Source organism: Halorubrum distributum JCM 10118 (assembly GCF_000337335.1).
Lineage (GTDB): Archaea > Halobacteriota > Halobacteria > Halobacteriales > Haloferacaceae > Halorubrum > Halorubrum distributum.
The window spans coordinates 94,566-116,370 of record NZ_AOJN01000047.1 but is presented as its reverse complement, the minus strand read 5'-3'; the positions used below and the strand labels follow the sequence as shown (position 1 = coordinate 116,370).

Below are 21,805 nucleotides of genomic sequence, written 5' to 3'. Positions count from 1 at the left end.
CGGCCTTCGAACCACGGCGGCGCCGCACCGGTGCCGCCGCGCCGGAGTCAGTACAGATCGGTGACGAACGGACCGAGCGCACCGCTCACCCCGGCCGCGAGCGCCTCGGCGCGGTCGACGCGGCCGTTCGTGAGCGCGCCGGCCGCGCCGCCGCGCTCCGCGATCCCGTCGGTGTCGAGGAGGACGTCCATCACCGGACCCAGTTCCTCGCCGTCGTCGATGCGGGCGGCGACGTCGGCCGGCAGCGCGAGGCTCGGGCCGGCCGCGCGGCCGACCCGGTCGCCGTCGGTCACCGCCGCCCACATGATCAGGTAGCGGCCGTCGGCGCCGTCGAACCCCGCGACGCCGCCCTCGACGCCGACGCCGAGGTCGTACGTCGCGCCGTCGTCCGGCGCGCCGGCGCCGCCTCTCGGTTCCGCGTCGAGGACGGCCGCCGCCCGGTTCTCGGCGCCCGCGATCGTCTCCGCGTGGCCCGTCGGCTGTTCGCTCACGCCGGAGTCGACGGGGACGGATTCGACCGCGACGCCGGTCGGATCGCTCGGGAGGTCGTCGTCCGCCGCCGCTCCGAGGGCCAGTTCGACCGCGCGCCGCTTCACCGGGTTCCCGCTGCCGACGCCGACTCGCAGGGTCGTCATGTCCGGTCGTCGGCGTCGGCGACTGAAAACGCGTCGGGATGGAACAGGCGCGCCAGCCGCTCGACCCCCTCGAGGAGCGCGGGACTCGGCTGGTTGAGGAGGGAGTCGTCGATCACGTGAACGGGCGCGTCGACCCAGTCGCGCTCGCCGACCGTCGCGGGGTCGACCCGGTCGCCGTGGCCGCAGACGTGGACGACGACGCGGTCGGGGTCGGCCCGCTCGACCGCGGCGGGGTCGACCTCGCGGGAGCGCTCGCCGGCGTCGACGAACGGGTAGCGCCCGCCCGCGGCGCAGACGGCGTCGGGGACCCAGTTGCCGGCCGCCATCGGCGGGTCGGACCACTCCTCGCAGTAGACAGTCGGTCGAGGGCGGTCGGCGACGGCGTCGGCGACCCGGTCGAGTCGGCCGCGCGCGTCGGCGGCGAGCCGCTCGCCGGCCTCGGGGCGACCGACGTCCCTCCCCCGGGCCGCGAACCCGTCGACCGCGTCGTCGAGGGTCGCGGGCTCGCGGTGCGCGACGTCGAGGCCGTGCTCCCGGCAGGCGTCGGCGAGGTCCGACTGGAGCGCGTCGCTCGTGAGGACGACATCGGGGTCCAGCTCGGCGACTCGGTCGAGGTCGGGGTTCAGCCAGCCGCCGACGACGGTCGGGGACTCCTCGCCGTGCGCGGACCCGGCGTTCGGCTCGTCGGCGAGGTCGCAGTGGGCGGTGACGCCGACGAGGCGGTCGGCCCCGCCGAGCGCGGCGACCGTCGCGGTCGCGCTCGGCGCGAGGGAGACGACGCGTGGCGCGGACATGGCGTCCGATCCGGCCGCGACCGTGTCAACGGTTTCGGTCCCGGCGGCGCGCCGGTGGGACGGGATCCGGAGACCGGCGAAAACACGTGATAGATCGTGTCCTTTCGTCGGGTTTCGAGCGACACGTTCCGGTCGTTTTAAGTTGTGTTCCGCCGAGGGTAAACCAAGATCGCTTCGGGCGGTTTGAGTTTCCCGGGGCAACCGAGCTATGAGTGAACGACTACACACACGGGGGAGTCGCTCCCGAACGGAGACGAACGAGGAGGAATCGGAGAGCACCGACGAGACGCTCAGCTGCCCGGAGTGCGGGGGTCACGTTATCAACGACGAGGAGCACGGCGAGACGGTCTGTAGCGACTGCGGGCTCGTCGTCGAGGCGGACTCGGTCGACCGCGGGCCGGAGTGGCGCGCGTTCGACTCCCGCGAGAAGGACGAGAAGAGCCGCGTCGGCGCCCCGACCACGAACACGATGCACGACAAGGGGCTCTCGACGAACATCGACTGGCGCGACAAGGACGCGTACGGCCGCTCGCTCGGCGCCCGCCAGCGCCAGAAGATGCAGCGGCTCCGCAAGTGGAACGAGCGGTTCCGCACCCGCGACTCGAAGGAGCGCAACCTGAAGCAGGCGCTCGGCGAGATCGACCGGATGGCCTCGGCGCAGGGGCTCCCGGACAACGTCCGCGAGACGGCCTCCGTCATCTACCGCCGCGCGCTCGACGAGGACCTGCTCCCCGGTCGCTCCATCGAGGGCGTCTCCACCTCCTGCGTGTACGCCGCCGCCCGGATGGCCGGCGTCCCGCGCAGCCTCGACGAGATCGCCGACGTGTCGCGCGTCGAGAAGGCAGAGATCGCGCGGACGTACCGCTACGTCGTCCGCGAGCTCAAGCTCGAAGTGAAGCCGGCCGACCCCGAGCAGTACGTCCCCCGGTTCGCCTCCGACCTGGAGCTCTCCGAGGAGTCCGAGATGCGCGCGAAGAGCCTCCTCCGCAACGCGAAGGAGAAGGGCGTTCACTCCGGCAAGTCGCCGGTGGGCCTCGCCGCGGCCGCCGTCTACGCCGCCGCGCTCCTCACCAACGAGAAGACGACGCAGGCCGCGGTCTCGGAGGTCGCCGACATCTCCGAGGTCACGATCCGCAACCGGTACCACGAGCTCCTCGAGGCCGAGGACGGCCTCGTCGCGTAACCCGCGCGCTTTTCGCCGACTCGTTTCGCTGACTCGTTCCGACCCCGCAAGCGGTTCCAACCCGACCAGCTAAGTCCCCGCCCGCGGAAGCCTCGCGTATGTTCGAGGAGTTCGTTCTCGCCGCGAGCACGGCCGACCTCACCGAGGAGCCGCGCGCCAGCGAGGACGCCGACGCCGTGGAGTTCCGGATGGACCTCGCGAGCGACCCGCTCGACCAGCTGGCGGGCTACGACGGCGAGCTCCCGCTGCTCGTCACGAACCGGGCGTCGTGGGAGGGCGGCGAGGCCGAGGGGCTCGGCCGCTACGACGCGCTCTCGACGGCGATCGGTACCGACGCGGTGGCCGCGGTCGACATCGAGCTCGCGGCGCTGCGCGGGACGCATCCGGACCCGGCCGAGGAGTCGCACGCGACCGCGCTGCGCGAGGCGGCCCGCGAGGCGGGAGTCGAGGTCGTCGCGTCCGTCCACGACTTCGAGTCGACGCCCGAGTCCGCCGCGCTCGTGGACCTGCTCGCCGACGCCGCGAGCGAGGGCGACGTGGGGAAGCTGGCGACGACCGCGACCGCGCCGGCCGACGCGCTCGCGATGATCGAGGCGACCTACGAGGCGACCGCCGCCGGCCACCGCGTCGCGACGATGTGTATGGGCGAGCCGGGGCGGCACACCCGCGCCGTCACGCCCGTGTACGGCTCGAAGATCGGCTACGCGCCGGTCGACCCCGCGAACGCGACCGCGCCGGGCCAGTATCCGCTCGCGACGCTCAGAGAGCTCGTCGACGGGCTGAGAGAGGGCGGAGCGGACGGGTGACTATTTACAAGTGATTAACCACGCCTGCGGCGACTATTTATAAATAAATACGGTGCGGTGGCGCGTGCCGACGAGCGCCCGCAGGGCGCGAGTCGCACGCGCGAGGGACGCCGCGAACGCCCGAAGGGCGTGAGCGGCGAGGCTGGGGAGGCGTGAGGCTGCGGTTGCGGTGCGGGGCGGGACTCAAAGGGGCAACCGCGAGGGCGAAGCACGGCGACGCAAGCACCGGAGGAAGCGAACGAAGTGAGCGACCGAGGAGCGCAGCGAGCCGCGCGAGTCCTCGCGGCTGGGGCTTTGTAGGAATCCGTCACCGTGATGCCATCAACTACCACTTATAAATCATTACTAGGGCCGCCATCCGTCGCAGAAGAAACCACGTATAGAGCCAAACCGCTTTACGACCGCCCCCGTAACACACGTCAATGGCGACGTGCGACGTGTGTGGGGAGTACGAGAACCTCCCGTACCAGTGTAAGCGGTGCGGCCAGACGTTCTGTGCCGAACACCGACTGCCCGAGAACCACGACTGCCCGGGCCTCGCCGAGTGGGACGACCCCGGGGGCGTCTTCGACAGCGGGTTCGACGAGAGCGTCGAGGGCGGGTCGGGGAGCGGCACCACCGATGCCCGGAGCGGCGCGTCCGCAGGCGTCGTCGACCGAGTCAAGCGCCGGATAGACCGCGAAACCGGCACCGGCGGCATCCTGGGGTACTTCCGCAACAACGCGACGTACGCCCTGCTGTTGGCGATGTGGGTCACCTTCGTCGCGCAGTTGGCGGTGCTGTACTTCGGCGGGCAGTCCCTTCACAACACGCTGTTCGTGCTCCAGTCGGACGAGCTCGCCAACGTGTGGACCTGGGTGACGTCCGTGTTCTCGCACTCTCCCGGACTGCTGTACCACATCATCGGCAACAGCATCGTCATCCTGTTCTTCGGCCCCCTCGTCGAGCGGGCGGTTGGGTCGAAGCGGTTCGTCGGGTTCTTCCTCCTCTCGGGGATCCTCGCCGGCCTCGGCCACGTCCTGTTCGCGATCGCGACCGGCGGGCCGCCGACCGGCGTCCTCGGCGCCAGCGGCGCGGGCTTCGCGATACTCGGCGTCCTCACCGTCTGGCGGCCGAACATGCAGGTCCTCCTCTTCTTCGTCATCCCGATGAAGATCAAGTACCTCACGTGGGGGATCGCGCTCGTCTCGGCGGTCCTCGTCGTCCAGAGCCTCCAGGCCGGCGGCGCCGGCAGCGCCGGCGGCATCGCGCACCTCGCGCACCTGATCGGCTTCGCGATCGGCCTCGCGTTCGGTAAGCGCAACGAGGGGCTCGCGCGCTCCGCGGGCGGGGCGGGCGGCGTCTCGATGGGGGGCGCGCGCGGCCCGCGCGGACCGGGCGGCCCCGGCGGCCCCGGCGGGCGGTTCTGATGGGCCTCGCGCGGCCCGACCTCCGGCCGGACCCGTCGCTGTCCCGCGCGGAGATGGAGGGTCTCCAGCGCGACATCGCGGCGGCCGCGACGTTTGAGGACGACCACGGGCTCGACCCGGCCGCCGTCGCGGTCGAGGAGGCGACCTCGCTCGCGGACGGCCTCCCGCCGGCGCGCGACGGCGCGCAGGAGCGGTTGGGCACCGGCGACGAGGGCAGCGCCGACACGACGCCCGATCCGGACGGTCCGACCGTCGTCGGCGTCGACCAGGCGTTCCTCACCGACCGCGACGGCGACCGCCCCGACGCCGCCGTCTCCGCCGCGGTCGCGTTCCGCGCCGGGACCGTGGTCGAGTACGCGAGCGCGACGACGCCGCTGTCGATCCCGTACGTTCCCGGCCTGCTCGCGTTCCGGGAGGGAGAGCCGATACTCGCCGCGCTCGACGCGCTCGACGCCGACCCCGACCTGCTGATCTGTGACGGCTCCGGCCGGATCCACTTCCGAGAGGCGGGGCTCGCGACCCACGTCGGCGTCCTCCGCGACGTGCCGAGCGTCGGCGTCGCCAAGAGCCTCCTCTGCGGGGAGCCAGACGAACCGACGGTCGAGCGGCCCGAGGGCTGGCGGACGCCGGTCCGCGCCGACGACGCCGTGACGACCGCCGAGCCGGGAACCGTCATCGGCCACGCGTTCCAGTCGCGCCAGTACCCGAACAGCAAACGGGTGAACCCGCTGTACGTCAGCCCCGGCCATCGCGTGTCGGCGGCGACCGCGGTCGAGTTCGTCGCGGCGCTTTGCGCGGGGTACAAGCTCCCCAAGCCGACGCGGCTCGCGGACGCGTACGCCGATACGGTGAAGCGGGACGCGGACTGAGACGCGGACGGCGGCGACGGGCGCGGGGGGCGTCGGCGCGGCGTCGCTTCCGTGCCACCGATTGCCACGGGCAGGCGGTTTTTAGACGATCGACTGCGAACGCGAACGCATGGGAGACGACGACGCGGAAAGTCCGATGTCCGCCGAGGAGTTCCGGTCGCTGACCGACGGGTTGGTGCGACAGAGTTCGGGCGGGGGGACGACCGTCTACAAGAACGCGGCGGGCGTCGGCTGCCCGAACCCCGACTGCGACCGCGGCGTCTTCCAGACGCTGTTCGTCAGCGACCACGGCTGGCAGCAGATCGGCGCGACCCGCGACGGGATCGACCTCTGTCTGGTCAACACGGAGTCGAAGCGGCTCGTCTTCATCCACGACGAGTAATCAGGCTGCGGGGACGATACCGGCCCCTCAGTCGTCCGCGGCGGATCCCGCGTCGGGCTCGGCCGCGCAGCGGTTCGGCCCGAGTTCGAGTTCGATCGCCGCGGTCTCGTCGGGCGGCGACTCGACGCCGCGGTTGGCCGCGATCACCGACTCGTAGTTCGGCGGCTTCTCCGGGAGCGTCCGGGTGATCCGCTCGACGAAGTCGGCCGCGTCGAGGTCGAGGACGTCGATCTCGCGGCGCGCGTCCCCGACCGTCGCGAAGACGGGTTCGCCCGGGACGACGTCGCCGGTCGTCCCGTCGTTCGCGACCGCGAAGTGCCCGGGGCAGACGACGACGCCGTCCGGCTCGGCGAGCAGCGTGCCGTGGAGCGAGTCGTAGAGCCGGCGGGCCGCGCCCGCGGCGCCCTCGTCGGCGGCGCCGTCAACTTCGCCGTCGTCTCCGTCACCGTCGCCGCCCGCCGAGAACTGGAGCTCCGTTCGTCCGACGCTGTCGGTGAACAGCGTGTCGCCCGTGAGGACCGCCGCGTCGCCGACGAGGTAGCTGGCGCCGTCGTCGGTGTGCCCGGGCGTCGCGAGCGCCTTCAGGTCGATCCCGCCGACGTCGAGCGTCTCGTTCCGGTCGATCGGCTCGAACGAGTACGCCACGTCGCGCTCGGCGGCCGCGGCGGGGAGGTAGTACGGCACGCCGAGCTCGTCTGCGAGCGCTCGCCCGCCCGAGAGGTGGTCGGCGTGGACGTGCGTGTCGAGGACGGTCGCGATCGACGCGTCGCGCTCGGCGGCCGCTTCGATCCACTCGTCGCCGTGTCTGGAGACGTCGATAGCGACCGCGACGCGGTCGGAGCCGTCGGACGCCGCGGGGACGTGGTCCGCCGTGCCCGCCTCGCGCCCGCCGACGACGAGGTACCCCAGACACCCCTTCGCGCGGCGCTGGACCTGGACGACGTCGAGCGGCGGAGCCGCGTCGGGGGCGTCGGGGAGCGAAACCTCGGTTCGGTCGTACACCGCGGACCACCCGCGCATGCCGTCGGCGACGACGGTCACGTCGTCGTACCCGGCCGCGTCGAGTTCGGCGGCGAAGTCGTCCGAGGCCTTCCCCTTCGCGCACAGGGTTATCACGGTGTCGTCGGGCGAGAGGCCGGTCTCGCGCTCGAAGTCGTCGACGTCGAACTCGTGGAACGGCTTGTAGAAGTAGTGGACGGCGTCCGCCACGCGCCACCCCGCGAAGCTCTCCTCGGGCCGCGTGTCGACGATGACGAACGAACGCTCGCCGCGGCGTCGCTCATCGATCCTGTCGCGGAACTCGTCGGCGGAGATCGTTTCGACCATACCGAAGTGTTGTTCCGCGCGATCAAAAGCGCTCGGTGGGCGGGAAGTACGAGGGAATCGGCAGCGGCGAGATCAACGCTGCGTTCTGGGACTCGCCGGCGGATTACAGATAAGTGAACAACGGCGCTGCGGCGAATGCCTCCGATTCCCCGGCCGCTCGTTTATAAATATCCGACTGCGGATCGACTGCTGACACCTCCAAAGCCTCAGCTACTCGCGTATAAATAATCGACTGCGGATCGACGACTGACACCGCCAAAGCCCCAGCTGCTCGCTTATAAATAATCAACTACGGACCGACTGCGGACACCGCCAAAGCCCCAGCCGCGAGGCGGCCGTAGGCGACGCAAGCACCGCAGCGAAGGAACGGAGTGACTGAGCGAGGAGCGCAGCGAGCGTACGGCCGCCTCGCGGCTGCCCCTTTGAGTCCCGCCCCGCACGGCACCGCAGCCTCACGCCTCCCCAACCTCGTCGGCGGTCCTCCGCTTCGCTCCGGACCGCCGACTCCAGCGAGAATCGGAGATTCTCTGGCAGCCGGCGCGTAGCGCCGGCGACCTCGCGCGTGCGACTCGCGCCCTTCGGGCGCTCATCGGCACGCGCCACCGCAACCGCAACAGATGCGGAATCCGTCGCGACCGCGATGGGTAGCTTTTATTCGGAGCGCCCGGCGAGCGGGCGTATGGTCGAGGCGTTCGCGGTCGCCAGCGGGAAGGGCGGCACGGGGAAGACGACGAGCACGCTCGCGCTCGGGATGGCGCTCGCCGAGGACCACGACGTGACGGTCGTGGACGCCGACACCGGCATGGCGAACCTCCTCTTTCACGCCGGACTCGACGACGCGGCGGTCACCCTCCACGACCTGCTCGTCGAGGGCACCGCGACGGACGTGACCGAGGCCACCTACGACCGGTTCGGGCTCTCGGTCGTCCCCTGCGGCACCTCGCTGGCCGGGTTCGAGGCCGCGGAACCGGAGCGCCTCCGCGACGTTGTGGCGGAGCTCGCGCGCGACACCGACGTGCTCCTGCTCGACTCGCCGGCCGCGCTCGGGTCGAAGTCGGCCGTCCTGCCCGTTGTGCTCGCCGACCGCGTCGTGGTCGTCGTCGAGCCGACGATCCCGGCGCTCTCGGACGGCCTGAAGGTCCAGGAGTACGCGCGCTCGTACGGCACGGAGACGGCGGGCGTCCTGTTCAACAAGGTCCGCGACGAGGCCGACGACGTCGCCGCGCAGGCGGAGCGCCACTTCGGCGGCCCCGTCCTCGCGAACGTCCCCGAGAGCGACGACGTTCGGGCGGCGCGCCGAGCGGGGAAACCCCTGCTCGCGCACGCGCCGGAAAGCGAGGCCGCCACGCGCTACCGGCGGGCCGCCGACCGGCTCAACGTGCGCGACGGCGACGGCGACGCGGTCGCCGACCGATTCCGCAGCGCGGTCGTCCCCGACACGCCATGAGCGGGAGCCCGGAGAACGACGGCTCAGACGGCGACCGCCCGGACGGCGACAGCCCCGGCGGCGACCGCTCGGAGCCGGCCACCCTCACCATCCCACGGGGGACGCTCCTCCGCTCGCGGGTGGTCTCCGACGTGGGGACGACGCTCTCGCGCGCGCTCGACCGCGGGCTTACCGGCTACGCGACGCTCGTCCCGCAGGAGACGCTGCTGCTCTCCGGCGAGGCCCGCGGCGTCATCACGTTCGACGACGGCGTGCCCGTGCTGGCGTACAACACCGTGACGGACAGCGGGGGCCCGGACGCGCTCGCGGAGCTGGCAGTGCCCGGCCCCTACCGCGTCGAGCTGTACGCCGTCGACGCGACCGGGCTTGCGGCGGCCCACGAGGAGGAGGCGCTGCGGGTCGCGCCCGACGCGGCCGCGACCGAGCTGGCCGACGACGCCGACCTCGCCGACCGGACCCGCGACGCGGCGCCCGACGAGCGGCTTCGGGCGGCCGACGACGAGGACGACGCCGTCGCCGCCTTCCTCGCCGACGACGACCGGATCGACGCGATCCGCGAGCAGGCGCGGTCGGAGGCCCGCGACCGCGCCGCCGAGTGGGGGCTCGACGACGCGCTCGACGATCCGGAGGAGATGGCGGAAAGCGACGCCCCCGACGATCCGGGTGGGATGGGAGAGCGCGACGCCGGCGGCGCCGGCGACGGCTGACCGACCGAACGGTTATCTCGACGCGGGCCCTCCGATCGGTATCACCGTCCTCCGACTCCTGCGGCTGACGACGCCCGCCGACTTCGCGGCCTGGTACGCCGCCGGCCGCGCGTACACGACCGGCGTCGCCGAGGGGATGGGGTTTTCCGGCGTCGACGCCCTCGACGACGACCGAATCGCGCGTCGGCTCCGAACGACCCCCGACGAGCTGACGCCCGCCGAGGCCCGCTCGGTCGCGGCGACGCTGCTCGCTGACGGCGCGTTCTCGGAGCCGTACTGCGAGTGGCTGCCGACCTGGTACGAGCTCGCGCTGATCGCGCCGGTCCGCTACGGCGACTGGCGGCTGCGGCGGGTCGCCGGCGCGGTCGCCGAGCGCGCGTCCGCGACCGCGACCGCGCCGCGGTTCTCGCGCCCGACGGACGTCCGAATCGACGGCGCCCCGGCGCTGTCGCGGGTCTCCGGCTTCCGCGAGCGGTTCCTCCTCGCGGACTCGCTGCTCCACCTGGAGTGGTTCGACCACGTCGCCGCCGCCGACGGGATCGAGGTGCCCGACGGCCTCGTCGCGCGGACCCGCGAGGAGTCGCTGTCCTACTACGGCGGGGAGCGCGACCGCCTCTCGCCCGAAGTCCGGCGGTTCCAGCGACACCTGTTCGCCGACGACCGCTGGGTCAGCCGGGTCGACGAGGCGTACGGCCTCGACAGCGCCCTGTTCGGGCTCTGGGAGCGGCTGCTCCGAGACGAGCGGCGGCGGCTCGGCGGCGACTGATTGGGGACGGCGGTCGACCGACTCGCGGTTCGAGCCGACGGCGTTGAACTGCTACAGCTTCCGTAACAAGTTACGGACCCTAATCGCGAAACGGGAGGTAAGTATAGACGGATCACTCCATTACTGCGTTGTACGAACCACGTTTCGGTTCGCTGTCCCCGACGTTCGGCCCTCGTTTTCGCTCGCGGTCGCAGGGTTCCCGACCCGGTTCCTTTCGCCTCGTTCAACTTCCGTCTGCCGCGGACGAACACAACTCGGCGGCGAGTAATCTTTTATTCATCGTTACGGCTGTCGGAAGCTTCATACGTCGGCTCGCGGATCCTCCGGGTACACGAATGGCAGTACTCTTGCTGGAGGACGTCGACGCCGACGACGTCGGGACCGTCGGCGGAAAGGCCGCGTCGCTCGGCGAACTCATCGGTGCGGGGCTCCCGGTTCCGCCGGGGTTCGCCGTCACCGCGGGCACGTACCGCACGTTCATCGAGGAGGCCGGAATCGACGACGAGCTGTTCGACGCCGTCGACGTCGACCCGGAAGACTCCGCCGCGCTCCGGGAGGCCGAGGCGCGCGCGGAGGAGCTCATCCTCGACACCCCGTTCCCCGAGGAGGTGCGTGAGGAGATCCTCGAACAGTATCGGGCGATGGCCGAGGACGGCGAGGAGGCGTTCGTCGCGGTGCGCTCGTCCGCCACGGCCGAGGACCTGCCCGACTCCTCGTTCGCCGGCCAGCAGGAGACGTTCCTCAACGTCCGCGAGGACGACCTCCTCCGGCGCGTGAAGGAGTGCTGGGCCTCGCTTTTCACCCAGCGCGCGATCTACTACCGACAGCAGCGGGGGTTCCCGCACTCCGAGGTCGACATCGCGGTCGTCGTCCAGCGGATGGTCGACGCCGACAAGTCCGGCGTGATGTTCACCAGCCACCCCTCGACGGGCGAGCCGCAGGTCACCATCGAGGCAGCGTGGGGGCTCGGCGAGGCGGTCGTCTCCGGGACCGTCTCCCCCGATAACTACGTGTACGACCGCGAGCGCGGCGAGGTCGACCAGGTCACCGTCGCGGACAAGAAGGTGGAGATGGTGAAAGACGAAGAGACCGGCGAGACGGTCCAGCTCGACGTCGACGAGGACCGCCGGAACGAGCGGGTGCTCTCGGACGCGGATATCGGCGACCTCGTCGAGCTCGGCGAGCTGGTCGAGGACCACTACGGCGCTCCCCAAGACGTCGAGTGGGCGATCTACGACGGCGAGATATACATGCTCCAGTCGCGCCCCATCACGACGATCCAGGAGGACGCCGGCGACGAGGCGGACGGGGACGCGGGCGGAACCGGCGGCGAGACGCCGAGAAAGTCCACCGTCGGGGACGCGGCGTCCGGCCAGCCCGGCGCGGCCAACGGCGGATCAGCCGACTCGGACGCGGACGTCCTCGTCGACGGGCTCGGCGCCAGTCCGGGGGTCGTCTCCGGGGCGGTCCGGATCGTCCACAAGCTCGACCACCTCGATCAGGTCCAGGAGGGCGACGTGATGGTGACGGAGATGACGATGCCGGACATGGTCCCCGCGATGAAGCGCGCCGCCGGCATCGTCACCGACGAGGGGGGGATGACGAGCCACGCGGCGATCATCTCCCGCGAGCTCGGCGTCCCCGCGGTCGTCGGGACCGGCAACGGGACCCGCGTCCTCGAAGACGGGCAGCAGGTCACGCTCGACGGCGACAAGGGGACGATCCGCGCGGGCGAGTCCGCGTCGGCCGAGCCCGGCGAGGAGTTCGAACCGGTGGAGGCCGCGCGCCCGGAGACCCCCGTCAAGCCGATGACGGCGACGGAGGTGAAGGTGAACGTCTCGATCCCCGAGGCGGCCGAGCGCGCCGCGGCGACGGGCGCCGACGGCGTCGGGCTGCTCCGGATCGAACACATGGTGCTGTCGCTCGGGAAGACGCCCGAGAAGTACATCGCCGACCACGGCGCCCGGGCGTACCAGGACGAGCTGATCGAGGGCGTCCGCCGCGTCGCCGACGAGTTCTACCCCCGACCGGTCCGGGTGCGCACCATCGACGCGCCGACCGACGAGTTCCGCGAGCTGGAGGGCGGGGAGGGCGAACCCGCCGAGCACAACCCGATGCTCGGCTGGCGCGGGATCCGCCGGAGCCTCGACAAGCCGGAGCCGTTCCGCCAGGAGCTGGCCGCGTTCGCGCGGCTCTACGACATGGGCTACGACAACCTCGAGGTGATGTTCCCCCTGGTTAACGACGCGGCCGACGTCGAGGGGATCACCGGCCACATGCGCGAGGCCGGGATCGACCCCGAGACGCACCGCTGGGGCGTGATGATCGAGACGCCCGCCAGCGCGCTCCAGATCGAGGACCTCGCCGAGGCGGGGATCGACTTCGCCTCCTTCGGCACCAACGACCTCACGCAGTACACGCTCGCGGTCGACCGCAACAACGAGCACGTCGCCGACCGGTTCGACGAGCTCCACCCGGCCGTGCTGCGGCTCATCGGGGACACGATCGAGACGTGCCGCGAGCTCGGCGTCGACACCAGCATCTGCGGGCAGGCCGGCTCGAAGCCCGAGATGGTCGAGTTCCTCGTCGAGAAGGGGGTCTCCTCCATCTCCGCGAACATCGACGCGGTCCGGGACGTGCAACACGAGGTCAAGCGGACCGAACAGCGCCTGTTGCTCGACTCGGTCCGCTGAGGCCGCTCGCGGTCAGTTTCTCGACGCACCCGAGAGCGGAACCGGTAAGAGCCGCCCCCGACAACAGCGGGGCAGATGCGACAGCCGGAACCGGAGCCGCAGTCGTTCGACCGGGTGCTCTCCTCGATGTGTACCGAGCCGCACCCGGACGCCCGCGCGGCCGCCGAGCGGTTCCTCGCGACGAACCCCGGCGACCCCGCGACCTACGAGGCGGTGGCGGACCTCGAGGCGCGCGCGGTCGAGGGGCTCGCGACGCTCGCGGCCCACCCGGACCCGGAGACCGCCGCGGGGTACGTCACCTCCGGCGGCACCGAGGCGAACGTCCAGGCGGTGCGGTCGGCGCGGAACCGACACGAGGGGAGCGACGCCGAGAACGGCGAGCGCGACGTCAACGTCGTCGCGCCGGCCAGCGCACACTTCTCGTTCCACAAGGCGGCGGAGCTTCTGGGCGTCGAGCTCCGGACGGTCCCCCTCGACGGCGACTACCGCGCCGCCCCCGACGCCGTCGCGGCCGCGGTCGACGAGGGGACGGCGCTCGTCGTCGGTGTCGCCGGCAGCACCGAGTACGGCCGGGTCGACCCGATCCCCGAGCTGGCGTCGATCGCCGAGGAGGCGGGAGCGCGGTTCCACGTCGACGCCGCGTGGGGCGGGTTCGTCCTCCCCTTCACCGACCACGCGTGGGCGTTCGCCGACGCGCCGGTCGACACGCTGACGATCGACCCCCACAAGTTCGGGCAGGCGCCGGTCCCGGCGGGGGGACTGTTGGCCCGCGAGGACGCCGCGCTCGACGCGCTCGCGGTCGAGACCCCCTACCTGGAGACGCGGTCGCAGGCGACGCTGACCGGGACCCGGAGCGGCGCCGGAGTCGCGGGCGCCGTCGCGGCGATGGACGCGCTGTGGCCCGACGGCTACCGCGAGGCGGCCGAGCGCGCGGCCGAGAACGCCGAGTGGCTCGCAGAGGGGCTCGCCGACCGCGGGTACGACGTCGTCGAGCCCGAACTTCCGCTCGTCGCGGCCGACGTGCCCGAGTCGGAGTTCCAGGCGCTCCGCGACGCCGGCTGGAAGGTGTCGCGGACCGGAACCGGAGAGCTCCGCGTGGTGTGTATGCCGCACGTGACGCGGGCGGCGCTGCGGGCGTTCCTCGACGACGTCGACGGGATCCGGCGGTAGGCCTCTTTTAAATACTCGACCGCGGTGACGACTGTTCCTTATAAATATGTCACGCGGTGGCGCGTGCCGACGAGCGCCCGCAGGGCGCGAGTCGCACGCGCGAGGGAGTCGGGCGCGACGAGGGCGACCGAAGGGAGCCCGAAGACGCGCCCGACGAGGCTGGGGAGGCGTGAGGCGCGGTTGCGGTGCTGTCGGGGGAGGGACTCAAAGGGGCAGTCGCGAGGACGCCGTAGGAGACGCAAGGACCGCAGGGAGCGAGCGAAGCGAGCGACTGAGGACCGCAGCGAGCGTACGGCGTCCTCGCGGCTGGGGCTTTGTGGGCCTTCTCCACTGTTCGAGAGGCAGCCACGTACAACCGAGCGACTGGGGCTTTGTGGGCCTTCTCCGCCGTTCGAGAGGCAGCCACGTACAACCGAGCGACTGGGGCTTTGTGGGCCTTCTCCGCCGTTCGAGAGGCAGCCACGTACAACCGAGCGGCCGGGGCGTTGGCGGTGTTCGTCGCCAATCTACTGTCAACTATTTATAAATGAGCGGCCGGGAGTTCAGAGAAGTCCGCCGCAGGGCCGCAACCCATTTATAAACAATCACTGGCACCGAGCGACCCGTGATCCCGCGTTCGGATCAACATATTCACTACGGGTCACCACGAACCGGCCTGTATGAGTTCGGACGACGTCTCTCGGCGCGCGTTCATGCGGACGGCCGGCGGTGCGGCGGCCGCCGCCGGCGCGGCGACGGCGACGGCGGGGACGGCGGCTGCACAGGAAGTGGAACCCGACTGGCCGAGCGCCACCAAGGGCAACGTCGGGTCGTACACCGACGCCCGCGGCCAGGACTCGGTGACCATCTCGGTCGGCGCCGGCGACCAGGGGCTCGCGTTCGATCCGACCCTGGTGTGGGTCGACGAGGGGACGACGATCACCTGGGAGTGGACCGGGAACGGCGGCAACCACAACGTCCAGACGGTCGACGGCGGCGGCCCGGCCAGCCTCGACAGCGGCGACCCCGTCGGCGAGGAGGGCGCCACCTACGAGTACGAGACGTCGAGCGAGGACGCCGGCATCACCCACTACCACTGCGTGCCCCACACCGCGGTCGGCATGCACGCCGGCCTCGCCGTCGGCGAGGACATCGCCACCGTCGAGGTCGGCGGCGGCGGGTCGGACGCGGTGTTCGTCCCGGACGCCGCCCGCGCGCTCGGCATCGCGACGTTCATCGCGATGGTGAGCACGCTGGGGCTGGCGTTCGTCTTCATGAAGTACGGCGGCACGATCACCCGGCAGGACCAGGCGTAACCCTCCGGCCTGTTTTCGCCCGGGACATCGGCGAGCACCCCCAGAGCGGACCGAGTGACACGCCGCCCGAAGAGCTTTTCAGTCGTCGCCCGACGTCAGCCCGTGTTCCGCGGTGGCGTCGACCGCCCGCCGTCGGACCGGTTTCACAGGCGGTACGGCGACCTCGTGGTCACGCACCGCGACCTGGGGATGTGGTTCGGCGACGTCGAGCCGGACGAGCTCTCGCTGGTGGGGACGCACGGCGGCATCAGTCCGGCGGAGATGCTGGTCCCGTTCGGGGCGGCCCGCCTCTCGGCGCTCGCCTGACCGCGTCCCGTCCGGCGCGGGACGCGCGCGTCTCACTCGTCGCCGACGAGGTCCTCGTACAGCGCGACGTAGCGGTCGATCACGGCCTCGTGGTCGAAGGAGGCGAACTCGCGGTCGATCGACCGCCGCTCCAAGTCGCCGACGGCGACGAACTCGTCGGCCAGCTCGGCCGGGCTCGTCACGAGCCGCCCGCGTTCGCGCCCCTCGACGAGCTCGTGGGCGCTGGAGTCCGCCTGGTACTCGACGAGCGCGACGCAGCCGCACGCGACCGCCCACAGCAGGTCGGTCGCGAACGTCTCCCACGTCGCCGTCGCGACCGCGACGTGCGTTCCCTTGAATATCGGAATCCGCTCTTCGGTCGGGAGGTCGCCGAGGAACTCGACCCGGTCGTCGATCCGGAGGTCGCTCGCGGTCGACTCGATCCGGCCGCGCTCGGGGCCGTCGCCGATCACCGCCGCGGTCCAGTCGCGGCCGCGCAGCTCGGCGAGTCCGAGGAGGAACGTCTCGACGTTGGCGTGGCGGTCGAGCCGCCGCGAGTACACCGCGTCGAACCGGTCGTCGACGCCCGCGGCCTCGACGGCGTCGAAATCGATGCTCTCGGGGAGCACGCGCACGTCGTCGCCGTCGGCGCCGTGTTCGCGGACGCGCGTCTTGGTGGTCCGAGAGGGGGTCGCCACCGCGTCCGCGCGGCGCGCGAGCGGCCGATACCAGCGGCGGGCGTCGGCCGGGTGGTCGCGCCACCAGTCGACGACGACGGGCGCCCGCGAGAGCGACCCCGCGACCGTGGCGGCGAGCGCGGGCGTCGGCGGGCTGTTGACCGCGTGGACGACGTCGGGCCCGACGCGCCGGAGCGCGGCCGGGAGCTTCGCGGCGAACGCGACCGGCGCGGGCTCGACGGTGACCGACCGGTACTCGATCCCGTCCTCGGAGAAGGCGCCGTGGTCGCCGCCCCACCACTGCGCGCAGAGCCAGACCACGTCGTGGCCGCGGTCGGCGAGGGCGCGGGCGGTCCGCAGCGTTCGCGTTCGCGCGGGGGTCTCCCCGTGTCCGGGGGCGAAGAGCGAGACGAACGCGACGCGCATACGCCGACCGCACGGGGGGCGCCGGTAAAAAGACACGGCATCCGGCCGGGAGACGGCGCGTCGACGGCGGGGCGGCGTCGCCCGGCCGCTCCGCCCGCGGCCGACCGTCGGCGCGGCGCGACGGTCTACGGGGTTCCGTCACCCGAAACGGTTTCACGGGGCGCGCGGAACCGAGTGGCATGCGACAGTACGACATCGAGCGCTACCTCAACGTGCGGAACGCGGGCGGCGCCGACCTCGGCCCCGACGGACGGCTGTCCTTTCTCCTCGACACGACCGGGACCGGACAGGTGTGGTCGGTCCGCGAGCCCGAGTCGTGGCCCGAACAGCACACGTTCTTCGAGGAGTCCGTCTCCTTCGTCGACTCCTCGCCGGAGCGCTCCGAGGCCGTCTTCGGCATGGACGAGGGTGGCAACGAGCGCGCGCAGCTGTACCGGCTTGACTACGAGTCGGGCGCGATCACGAACCTCACCGACATGCCCGAGGCGAAACACCGGTGGGGCGGCTGGGACTCGACGGGCGACCGCTTCGCGTTCGCGTCGAACCGCCGCGACGAGGCCGTCTTCGACGTGTACGTCCAGGGCCGCGACGAGACGGGCGACGACGCCGAACTCGTCTACGAGGGCGACGGCTGGCTCTCGGTCGCCGGCTGGTCGCCGAGCGACGACCGGCTGATCGTCCACGAGGCGCACTCCTCGTTCGACCACGACGTGTACACCCTCGATCTGGCGACCGGGGACCTGACCCACCACACGCCCCACGAGGGGGACGTGCGCTACTCCGGCCCGGAGTGGGGCCCTGACGGCGAGGGGGTCTACCTCGTCACCGACCGCGACACGGACACGCTGCGCCTGGAGCGGCTCGACCTGGAGACCGACGAGTTCGCGGTCGTCGCCGACGGCGGCGAGTGGAACGTCGACGGCGTCGCGATAGACGACGAGTCCCGTCGGGTCGTCTACTCCCGGAACGTCGACGGCTACACCGAGCTCACCGCCGGCGAGCTCGTCGCGCCCGACCGGATCGACGAGTTCCCGGACCCGGACCTGCCTGACGGCGTCGCGGGCGGCGTGAGCTTCGGTCCCGACGGCGACCGGTTCGCGGTGACGGCGACGGGGAGCACGCACAACGCGAACGTCTACGTGGTGGAGGCGACCACTGGCGAGGCGGAGCGGTGGACGCGCGCCTCGACCGCGGGGATTCCCGCGGACACGTTCGTCGAGCGCGAGCTGGTCCACTACCCGACCTTCGACGGGCGCGAGATTCCCGCCTTCTTCTCCGTGCCGGAGACGGAGCCGCCGGAGTCGGGCTACCCGGTCGTCGTCGACATCCACGGCGGGCCGGAGTCGCAGCGGCGGCCCTCCTTCGCCTCGGTCACGCAGTACCTGCTGAACAACGGGTACGCCGTCTTCGAGCCCAACGTCCGCGGCTCCTCGGGGTACGGGAAGGCGTACTCCGGGCTCGACGACGTGGAAAATCGGATGGATTCGGTGAAAGACGTCCGGGAGGCCGTCGGCTGGCTCCACGACCACCCCGAGGTCGATCCGGACCGCGTCGTCGCGATGGGCGGCTCCTACGGCGGCTTCATGGTGCTGGCGTCGCTGACGGAGTACCCCGAGCTGTGGGCCGCCGGCGTCGACATCGTCGGCATCGCGAACTTCGTCACGTTCCTCGAGAACACCGGCGACTGGCGCCGCTCGCTGCGCGAGGCAGAGTACGGGTCGCTCGAAGCCGACCGCGAGTTCCTCGAGTCCGTCTCGCCGATCAACAACATCGAGTCGATCGAGGCTCCCCTCTTCGTCCTCCACGGCGAGAACGACCCGCGGGTGCCCGTCGGCGAGGCCGAGCAGATCGTCGAGGAGGCCCGCGAGCAGGGCGTCCCGGTCCGGAAGCTGATCTTCGACGACGAGGGGCACGGCTTCGCGAAGCTCGACAACCGGATCGAGGCGTATCGAGAGATCGTCGGCTTCCTCGCCGAGCACGTCTGAGGCGGTCCGAAGCGGCCGGTCCCGTGCGTGGTGGCTCCACCACGACGGTCCGGCGGTGACGGTCGTCCGGCACGGGCTAATCCGGCCGTGACGGTTATGAGACGCGCGTGAGAAGGGGGCGTCCATGAGCCGGTCCGATCCGCACGGGGTGCTGCTCGATCAGGCCCAAGACAAGGTCGCCCTGCTGGACGAGACTGGAACGTACACGTACGTCAACGCGACCGCGGAGCGGATCCTCGGATTCGATCGCGACGAACTGATCGGGACGAACGCCTTCGAGTACATCCACCCGGACGAGCGGGAGGCCGTGCGACGCACCTTCGAGGGCGCCATCCGGACCGCGGGGTTCACCGAGGTGACGGCGGATTACCGGCACCGGACGCGCGACGGCTCGTGGGTGTGGTTGGAGAGCCGGATGTCGAACCTCATCGACGGGGAGCTCGACGGGTACGTGATCAGTTCCCGCGACGTGACCGACCGCGTCCGCGCGGAGCGTCAGCGGGAGGAGGCCGCCTCGCACCTCCGGGAGATCGCGTCGGTCTCCAGCGACGTCCTCTGGATGTTCGACGCCGACTGGTCGGAGCTCCTCTTCGTGAACCCCGCCTACGAGGAGATATACGGCGCGTCGACCGACGAGCTCCGTGGCGACCCGAACAAGTTCCTCGAGGCGACCCACCCCGACGACCGACCCGCGGTCGAGGAGGCGATGGAGCTGCTCGCCGCAGGCTCGTCGGTGGACATCGAGTACCGGGTGAACGCCGACGAGGACTACGGCCGGTGGGTCTGGGTTCAGGGAGAGCCGATAACGGAGGACGGCGAGGTGGTCCGGATCACGGGGTTCACGAAGGACATCACGGACCGGCGACGGCGCGAGCGGCAGCTGGTGGTGATGGACAACCTCCTGCGCCACAACCTCCGGAACGACCTCAACGTCGTCTTCGGCGAGCTGGAGGAGCTCGACGACGACGTGCCGGAGGCGGCGGAACACACCGCGGTGATCCGGCGGATGGGCGAGGGCCTCCTCGAGACCGCCCAGAAGGAACGCGAGGTCATCAAACTCATCACCGACCAGCGGGAGACCGATCGGATCGACCTCCGGAGCGTGGTCGAGGAGTGCGTCGGGACCGTCAGGGACCGATACCCCGAGGGGTCGATCGCGGTGGACGCCCTCGATCCGGTCACCGTCGACGGGCGCTGCGAGCTCCGGTCGGCGGTGATCGAGCTCTTAGAGAACCCGTTCCAGCACAGCGAGGACCGAGCGCCGACGGTGACGGTGCGTCTCAGTCGAACCGAGGACGGCGCGGATCTCGTGATCGAAGACGACCTCGCGGCGATACCGGCCGTCGAGGCCGACGTGCTCACCGGCGACCACGACATGACGAACGTCTACCACAGCAGCGGTCTCGGCTTCTGGCTCATCTACTGGAGCGTGGAGCTGTCAAACGGGAGCATCGCGGTCGACGCCGACCCGACGGGTCGCGAGCGCGGTAACCGGATCACGGTGTCGCTCCCCCGGGCGACGGAGTGAGGGGGGCGCTCTTGCCGCCTACCAGTCCGGCCCGAAGTCGGGGTTGAGCTGGCGGTCGGTCCTGCCGAGCGAGTCGATGCGCTCGACGTCCTCGTCGTCGAGCGTCAGGTCGACGCTCGCGAGGTTGTCGCGGATGTGGTCGATCCCGGTCGCCTTCGGGATGGCGGTGACGCCCGTCTCGCGGAGCCACGCGAGGCTCACCTGCGCCGCGCTGACGCCGTGTTTCTCCGCGATGTCGACGATGTCCGGATCGTCGAGGATCTCCCCGCGGGCGAGCGGCGAGTAGGCCACCAGCTCGACGTCGTTGGCGTCGGCGTACTCGCGAAGCTCCTCCTGGCGGAGCAGCGGGTGCATCTCGACCTGGTTCGCGAACGGCGCCTCGCCGAGCGCGTCCGTCGCGGCGTCGAGGTGGTGCGGCTCGAAGTTCGAGACGCCGATCCGGTCGATCAGCCCGTCGTCGCGGAGCTCCGCGAACGCCGGCAGCGTCTCCTCGGGCTCGTACTCGCCGGCCGGCCAGTGGACGTACATGAGGTCGACCGCGTCGACGCCGAGCTTGTCGAGGCTCTCGCGGGTCGACGAGGCCACGTCGGCGGGCGAGAGCTCGTCGATCCACACCTTCGACGCGAGGAAGATGTCCTCGCGGTCGACGTCGCTTTTCGCGATCCCCTCGCCGACGGCCGCCTCGTTGCCGTAGATTTGGGCGGTGTCGACGTGGCGGTAGCCGGCGTCGAGCGCGTTCGCGACCGATTCGGTACACTGCGCGGGGTCGTCGTTCTCCCACGTGCCGAGCCCGAGAACGGGCATTCCGTTGCGGGTCGGTACCGCGGGCTGCTGCTGTTGGTCTGTCATCGTCACCGTCTACTCGCGTGAGCCGAAAATCGCTTGCGGTAGGGGCGGGCGCGGCCGGGTCACGGGGCCGGCGGACGGGTCGCGAGAGCGGCGACCGCGAACCCGCGGGGCGCTCAGTCGAACTCGTCGACGAGCACGAAGAGGTAGCCGACGACCGCGAGGTCGAGCGCGAGCGCGGCCGCGGGGGCGACGAGGCCGCCGCCGCCCCGGAGCGCGAAGAGCAGCTCGCCGGTCGACACCATGGCCCCGACGCCGAAGAACAGGAAGGTGAGGCCGAGTGCCCGGGCGCTGCCTCGGCGGAGCCCGAGCGCGGCCCAGCACTTCACCGCCCCGATCGCGGCGACCGGGACCCCGATCAGGAACAGCGGGCTCGCGACCAGCGCCAGCCCCCCGACCAGGTCCGTGAGCCCGCTGATCAGCGCGAGCGCGACGATCAGGGTGACGCCGAGCCGACGGTCGGTCTCGCCGTCGCCCCGGTCGTCGTCGGACGAGGAGGACCGCCGGTCGCGGCGCCGCTCGGCTTCGTGGAGGGACATGCGCGGCGGCACGGCCGGGACAGAAAAGTGCCTTCGG

At 71.5% G+C, this 21,805-nt stretch carries 20 protein-coding genes; 14 read left to right on the top strand and 6 right to left on the bottom strand.

Annotated features, from left to right (window positions below):
• Window positions 1-47: 47 nt before the first annotated feature.
• Both C466_RS07910 and C466_RS07905 read right to left on the bottom strand, forming a co-directional pair.
• The gene (locus C466_RS07910; protein WP_004596486.1) at window positions 48-635 is read right to left on the bottom strand and encodes a DUF84 family protein; all 588 of its coding nucleotides are present in this window, start codon (window positions 633-635) and stop codon (window positions 48-50) included.
• A complete protein-coding gene (locus C466_RS07905; protein WP_004596487.1) occupies window positions 632-1,429 on the bottom strand; it encodes a cobalamin-binding protein in 798 nt (265 codons plus the stop codon). Before C466_RS07905 ends, C466_RS07910 begins: the two co-directional genes overlap by 4 nt.
• Before the next feature lie 208 nt (window positions 1,430-1,637).
• On the opposite strand from C466_RS07905, the gene C466_RS07900 reads away from it, so the two are divergent.
• The 5 genes from C466_RS07900 (at window position 1,638) to C466_RS07880 (ending at window position 6,078) form a co-directional block, all read left to right on the top strand.
• Complete coding sequence (locus C466_RS07900; protein ID WP_004596489.1) at window positions 1,638-2,612, top strand: transcription initiation factor IIB; 975 nt, start codon at window positions 1,638-1,640, stop codon at window positions 2,610-2,612.
• Window positions 2,613-2,710: 98 nt separating this feature from the next.
• A complete protein-coding gene (locus tag C466_RS07895; protein WP_004596491.1) occupies window positions 2,711-3,418 on the top strand; it encodes a type I 3-dehydroquinate dehydratase in 708 nt (235 codons plus the stop codon).
• Window positions 3,419-3,840: 422 nt separating this feature from the next.
• Window positions 3,841-4,827: a rhomboid family intramembrane serine protease gene (locus tag C466_RS07890; RefSeq protein WP_004596493.1), complete on the top strand. Its 987-nt coding sequence runs from the start codon at window positions 3,841-3,843 to the stop codon at window positions 4,825-4,827.
• Entirely contained in the window at window positions 4,827-5,696 is an 870-nt protein-coding gene (locus tag C466_RS07885; protein WP_004596494.1) for an endonuclease V, read from the top strand. The genes C466_RS07890 and C466_RS07885 overlap by 1 nt, the downstream gene beginning before the upstream one ends.
• Window positions 5,697-5,805: 109 nt before the next feature.
• Complete coding sequence (locus tag C466_RS07880) at window positions 5,806-6,078, top strand: DUF7385 family protein (RefSeq protein WP_004596496.1); 273 nt, start codon at window positions 5,806-5,808, stop codon at window positions 6,076-6,078.
• A 27-nt stretch (window positions 6,079-6,105) separates the two neighbouring features.
• Here the strand turns inward: C466_RS07880 and C466_RS07875 are convergent, their stop codons facing one another.
• On the bottom strand, window positions 6,106-7,404 hold the full coding sequence (locus tag C466_RS07875) for an MBL fold metallo-hydrolase (protein WP_004596497.1): 1,299 nt from the start codon (window positions 7,402-7,404) through the stop codon (window positions 6,106-6,108).
• Window positions 7,405-8,083: 679 nt separating this feature from the next.
• On the opposite strand from C466_RS07875, the gene C466_RS07870 reads away from it, so the two are divergent.
• From C466_RS07870 to C466_RS07840, 7 genes are all read left to right on the top strand, one after another.
• Entirely contained in the window at window positions 8,084-8,851 is a 768-nt protein-coding gene (locus C466_RS07870) for a nucleotide-binding protein (protein WP_004596498.1), read from the top strand.
• Complete coding sequence (locus C466_RS07865; protein WP_004596499.1) at window positions 8,848-9,558, top strand: hypothetical protein; 711 nt, start codon at window positions 8,848-8,850, stop codon at window positions 9,556-9,558. The genes C466_RS07870 and C466_RS07865 overlap by 4 nt, the downstream gene beginning before the upstream one ends.
• Window positions 9,559-9,694: 136 nt before the next feature.
• Window positions 9,695-10,324 (top strand): hypothetical protein, encoded by a 630-nt coding sequence (locus C466_RS07860; RefSeq protein ID WP_049908359.1) that lies wholly within the window; start codon window positions 9,695-9,697, stop codon window positions 10,322-10,324.
• A 335-nt stretch (window positions 10,325-10,659) separates the two neighbouring features.
• Entirely contained in the window at window positions 10,660-13,017 is a 2,358-nt protein-coding gene (gene ppsA / locus C466_RS07855) for a phosphoenolpyruvate synthase (protein ID WP_049908358.1), read from the top strand.
• Between the two features lie 75 nt (window positions 13,018-13,092).
• The gene (gene mfnA, locus C466_RS07850) at window positions 13,093-14,187 is read left to right on the top strand and encodes a tyrosine decarboxylase MfnA (protein ID WP_004596502.1); all 1,095 of its coding nucleotides are present in this window, start codon (window positions 13,093-13,095) and stop codon (window positions 14,185-14,187) included.
• A gap of 659 nt (window positions 14,188-14,846) precedes the next feature.
• Window positions 14,847-15,482 carry a halocyanin domain-containing protein gene (locus C466_RS07845; RefSeq protein ID WP_004596503.1) on the top strand — a complete coding sequence of 212 codons (636 nt, stop codon included), beginning with the start codon at window positions 14,847-14,849 and terminating at the stop codon, window positions 15,480-15,482.
• Between the two features lie 102 nt (window positions 15,483-15,584).
• Window positions 15,585-15,788, top strand: coding sequence for a hypothetical protein (locus tag C466_RS07840; RefSeq protein ID WP_004596504.1), 204 nt, complete (start codon window positions 15,585-15,587; stop codon window positions 15,786-15,788).
• Between the two features lie 32 nt (window positions 15,789-15,820).
• Here C466_RS07840 and C466_RS07835 read toward each other — a convergent pair whose 3' ends face one another.
• On the bottom strand, window positions 15,821-16,870 hold the full coding sequence (locus C466_RS07835; RefSeq protein WP_004596505.1) for a glycosyltransferase family 4 protein: 1,050 nt from the start codon (window positions 16,868-16,870) through the stop codon (window positions 15,821-15,823).
• 179 nt (window positions 16,871-17,049) lie between these two features.
• Here C466_RS07835 and C466_RS07830 point away from each other — a divergent pair, with 179 nt between their 5' ends.
• Both C466_RS07830 and C466_RS07825 read left to right on the top strand, forming a co-directional pair.
• The gene (locus C466_RS07830; protein ID WP_004596506.1) at window positions 17,050-18,855 is read left to right on the top strand and encodes a S9 family peptidase; all 1,806 of its coding nucleotides are present in this window, start codon (window positions 17,050-17,052) and stop codon (window positions 18,853-18,855) included.
• A gap of 124 nt (window positions 18,856-18,979) precedes the next feature.
• Window positions 18,980-20,383: a PAS domain S-box protein gene (locus C466_RS07825; protein WP_004599703.1), complete on the top strand. Its 1,404-nt coding sequence runs from the start codon at window positions 18,980-18,982 to the stop codon at window positions 20,381-20,383.
• Between the two features lie 18 nt (window positions 20,384-20,401).
• Here the strand turns inward: C466_RS07825 and C466_RS07820 are convergent, their stop codons facing one another.
• On the bottom strand, window positions 20,402-21,187 hold the full coding sequence (locus C466_RS07820; RefSeq protein WP_004596507.1) for an aldo/keto reductase: 786 nt from the start codon (window positions 21,185-21,187) through the stop codon (window positions 20,402-20,404).
• Between the two features lie 158 nt (window positions 21,188-21,345).
• On the bottom strand, window positions 21,346-21,768 hold the full coding sequence (locus C466_RS07815) for a hypothetical protein (protein WP_004596509.1): 423 nt from the start codon (window positions 21,766-21,768) through the stop codon (window positions 21,346-21,348).
• Window positions 21,769-21,805: the final 37 nt, after the last annotated feature.

Bases quoted from the DNA above. Each gene is read 5' to 3' on its own strand.
- C466_RS07825 (WP_004599703.1), top strand. From the start codon at position 18,980: ATGAGCCGGTCCGATCCGCACGGGGTGCTGCTCGATCAGGCCCAAGAC.
- C466_RS07815 (WP_004596509.1), bottom strand. From the start codon at position 21,768: ATGTCCCTCCACGAAGCCGAGCGGCGCCGCGACCGGCGGTCCTCCTCG.
- C466_RS07835 (WP_004596505.1), bottom strand. From the start codon at position 16,870: ATGCGCGTCGCGTTCGTCTCGCTCTTCGCCCCCGGACACGGGGAGACC.
- C466_RS07895 (WP_004596491.1), top strand. From the start codon at position 2,711: ATGTTCGAGGAGTTCGTTCTCGCCGCGAGCACGGCCGACCTCACCGAG.
- C466_RS07890 (WP_004596493.1), top strand. From the start codon at position 3,841: ATGGCGACGTGCGACGTGTGTGGGGAGTACGAGAACCTCCCGTACCAG.
- C466_RS07900 (WP_004596489.1), top strand. From the start codon at position 1,638: ATGAGTGAACGACTACACACACGGGGGAGTCGCTCCCGAACGGAGACG.
- ppsA (WP_049908358.1), top strand. From the start codon at position 10,660: ATGGCAGTACTCTTGCTGGAGGACGTCGACGCCGACGACGTCGGGACC.
- mfnA (WP_004596502.1), top strand. From the start codon at position 13,093: ATGCGACAGCCGGAACCGGAGCCGCAGTCGTTCGACCGGGTGCTCTCC.
- C466_RS07830 (WP_004596506.1), top strand. From the start codon at position 17,050: ATGCGACAGTACGACATCGAGCGCTACCTCAACGTGCGGAACGCGGGC.
- C466_RS07820 (WP_004596507.1), bottom strand. From the start codon at position 21,187: ATGCCCGTTCTCGGGCTCGGCACGTGGGAGAACGACGACCCCGCGCAG.
- C466_RS07865 (WP_004596499.1), top strand. From the start codon at position 8,848: ATGAGCGGGAGCCCGGAGAACGACGGCTCAGACGGCGACCGCCCGGAC.
- C466_RS07870 (WP_004596498.1), top strand. From the start codon at position 8,084: ATGGTCGAGGCGTTCGCGGTCGCCAGCGGGAAGGGCGGCACGGGGAAG.
- C466_RS07875 (WP_004596497.1), bottom strand. From the start codon at position 7,404: ATGGTCGAAACGATCTCCGCCGACGAGTTCCGCGACAGGATCGATGAG.
- C466_RS07860 (WP_049908359.1), top strand. From the start codon at position 9,695: ATGGGGTTTTCCGGCGTCGACGCCCTCGACGACGACCGAATCGCGCGT.
- C466_RS07905 (WP_004596487.1), bottom strand. From the start codon at position 1,429: ATGTCCGCGCCACGCGTCGTCTCCCTCGCGCCGAGCGCGACCGCGACG.
- C466_RS07885 (WP_004596494.1), top strand. From the start codon at position 4,827: ATGGGCCTCGCGCGGCCCGACCTCCGGCCGGACCCGTCGCTGTCCCGC.
- C466_RS07910 (WP_004596486.1), bottom strand. From the start codon at position 635: ATGACGACCCTGCGAGTCGGCGTCGGCAGCGGGAACCCGGTGAAGCGG.
- C466_RS07880 (WP_004596496.1), top strand. From the start codon at position 5,806: ATGGGAGACGACGACGCGGAAAGTCCGATGTCCGCCGAGGAGTTCCGG.
- C466_RS07845 (WP_004596503.1), top strand. From the start codon at position 14,847: ATGAGTTCGGACGACGTCTCTCGGCGCGCGTTCATGCGGACGGCCGGC.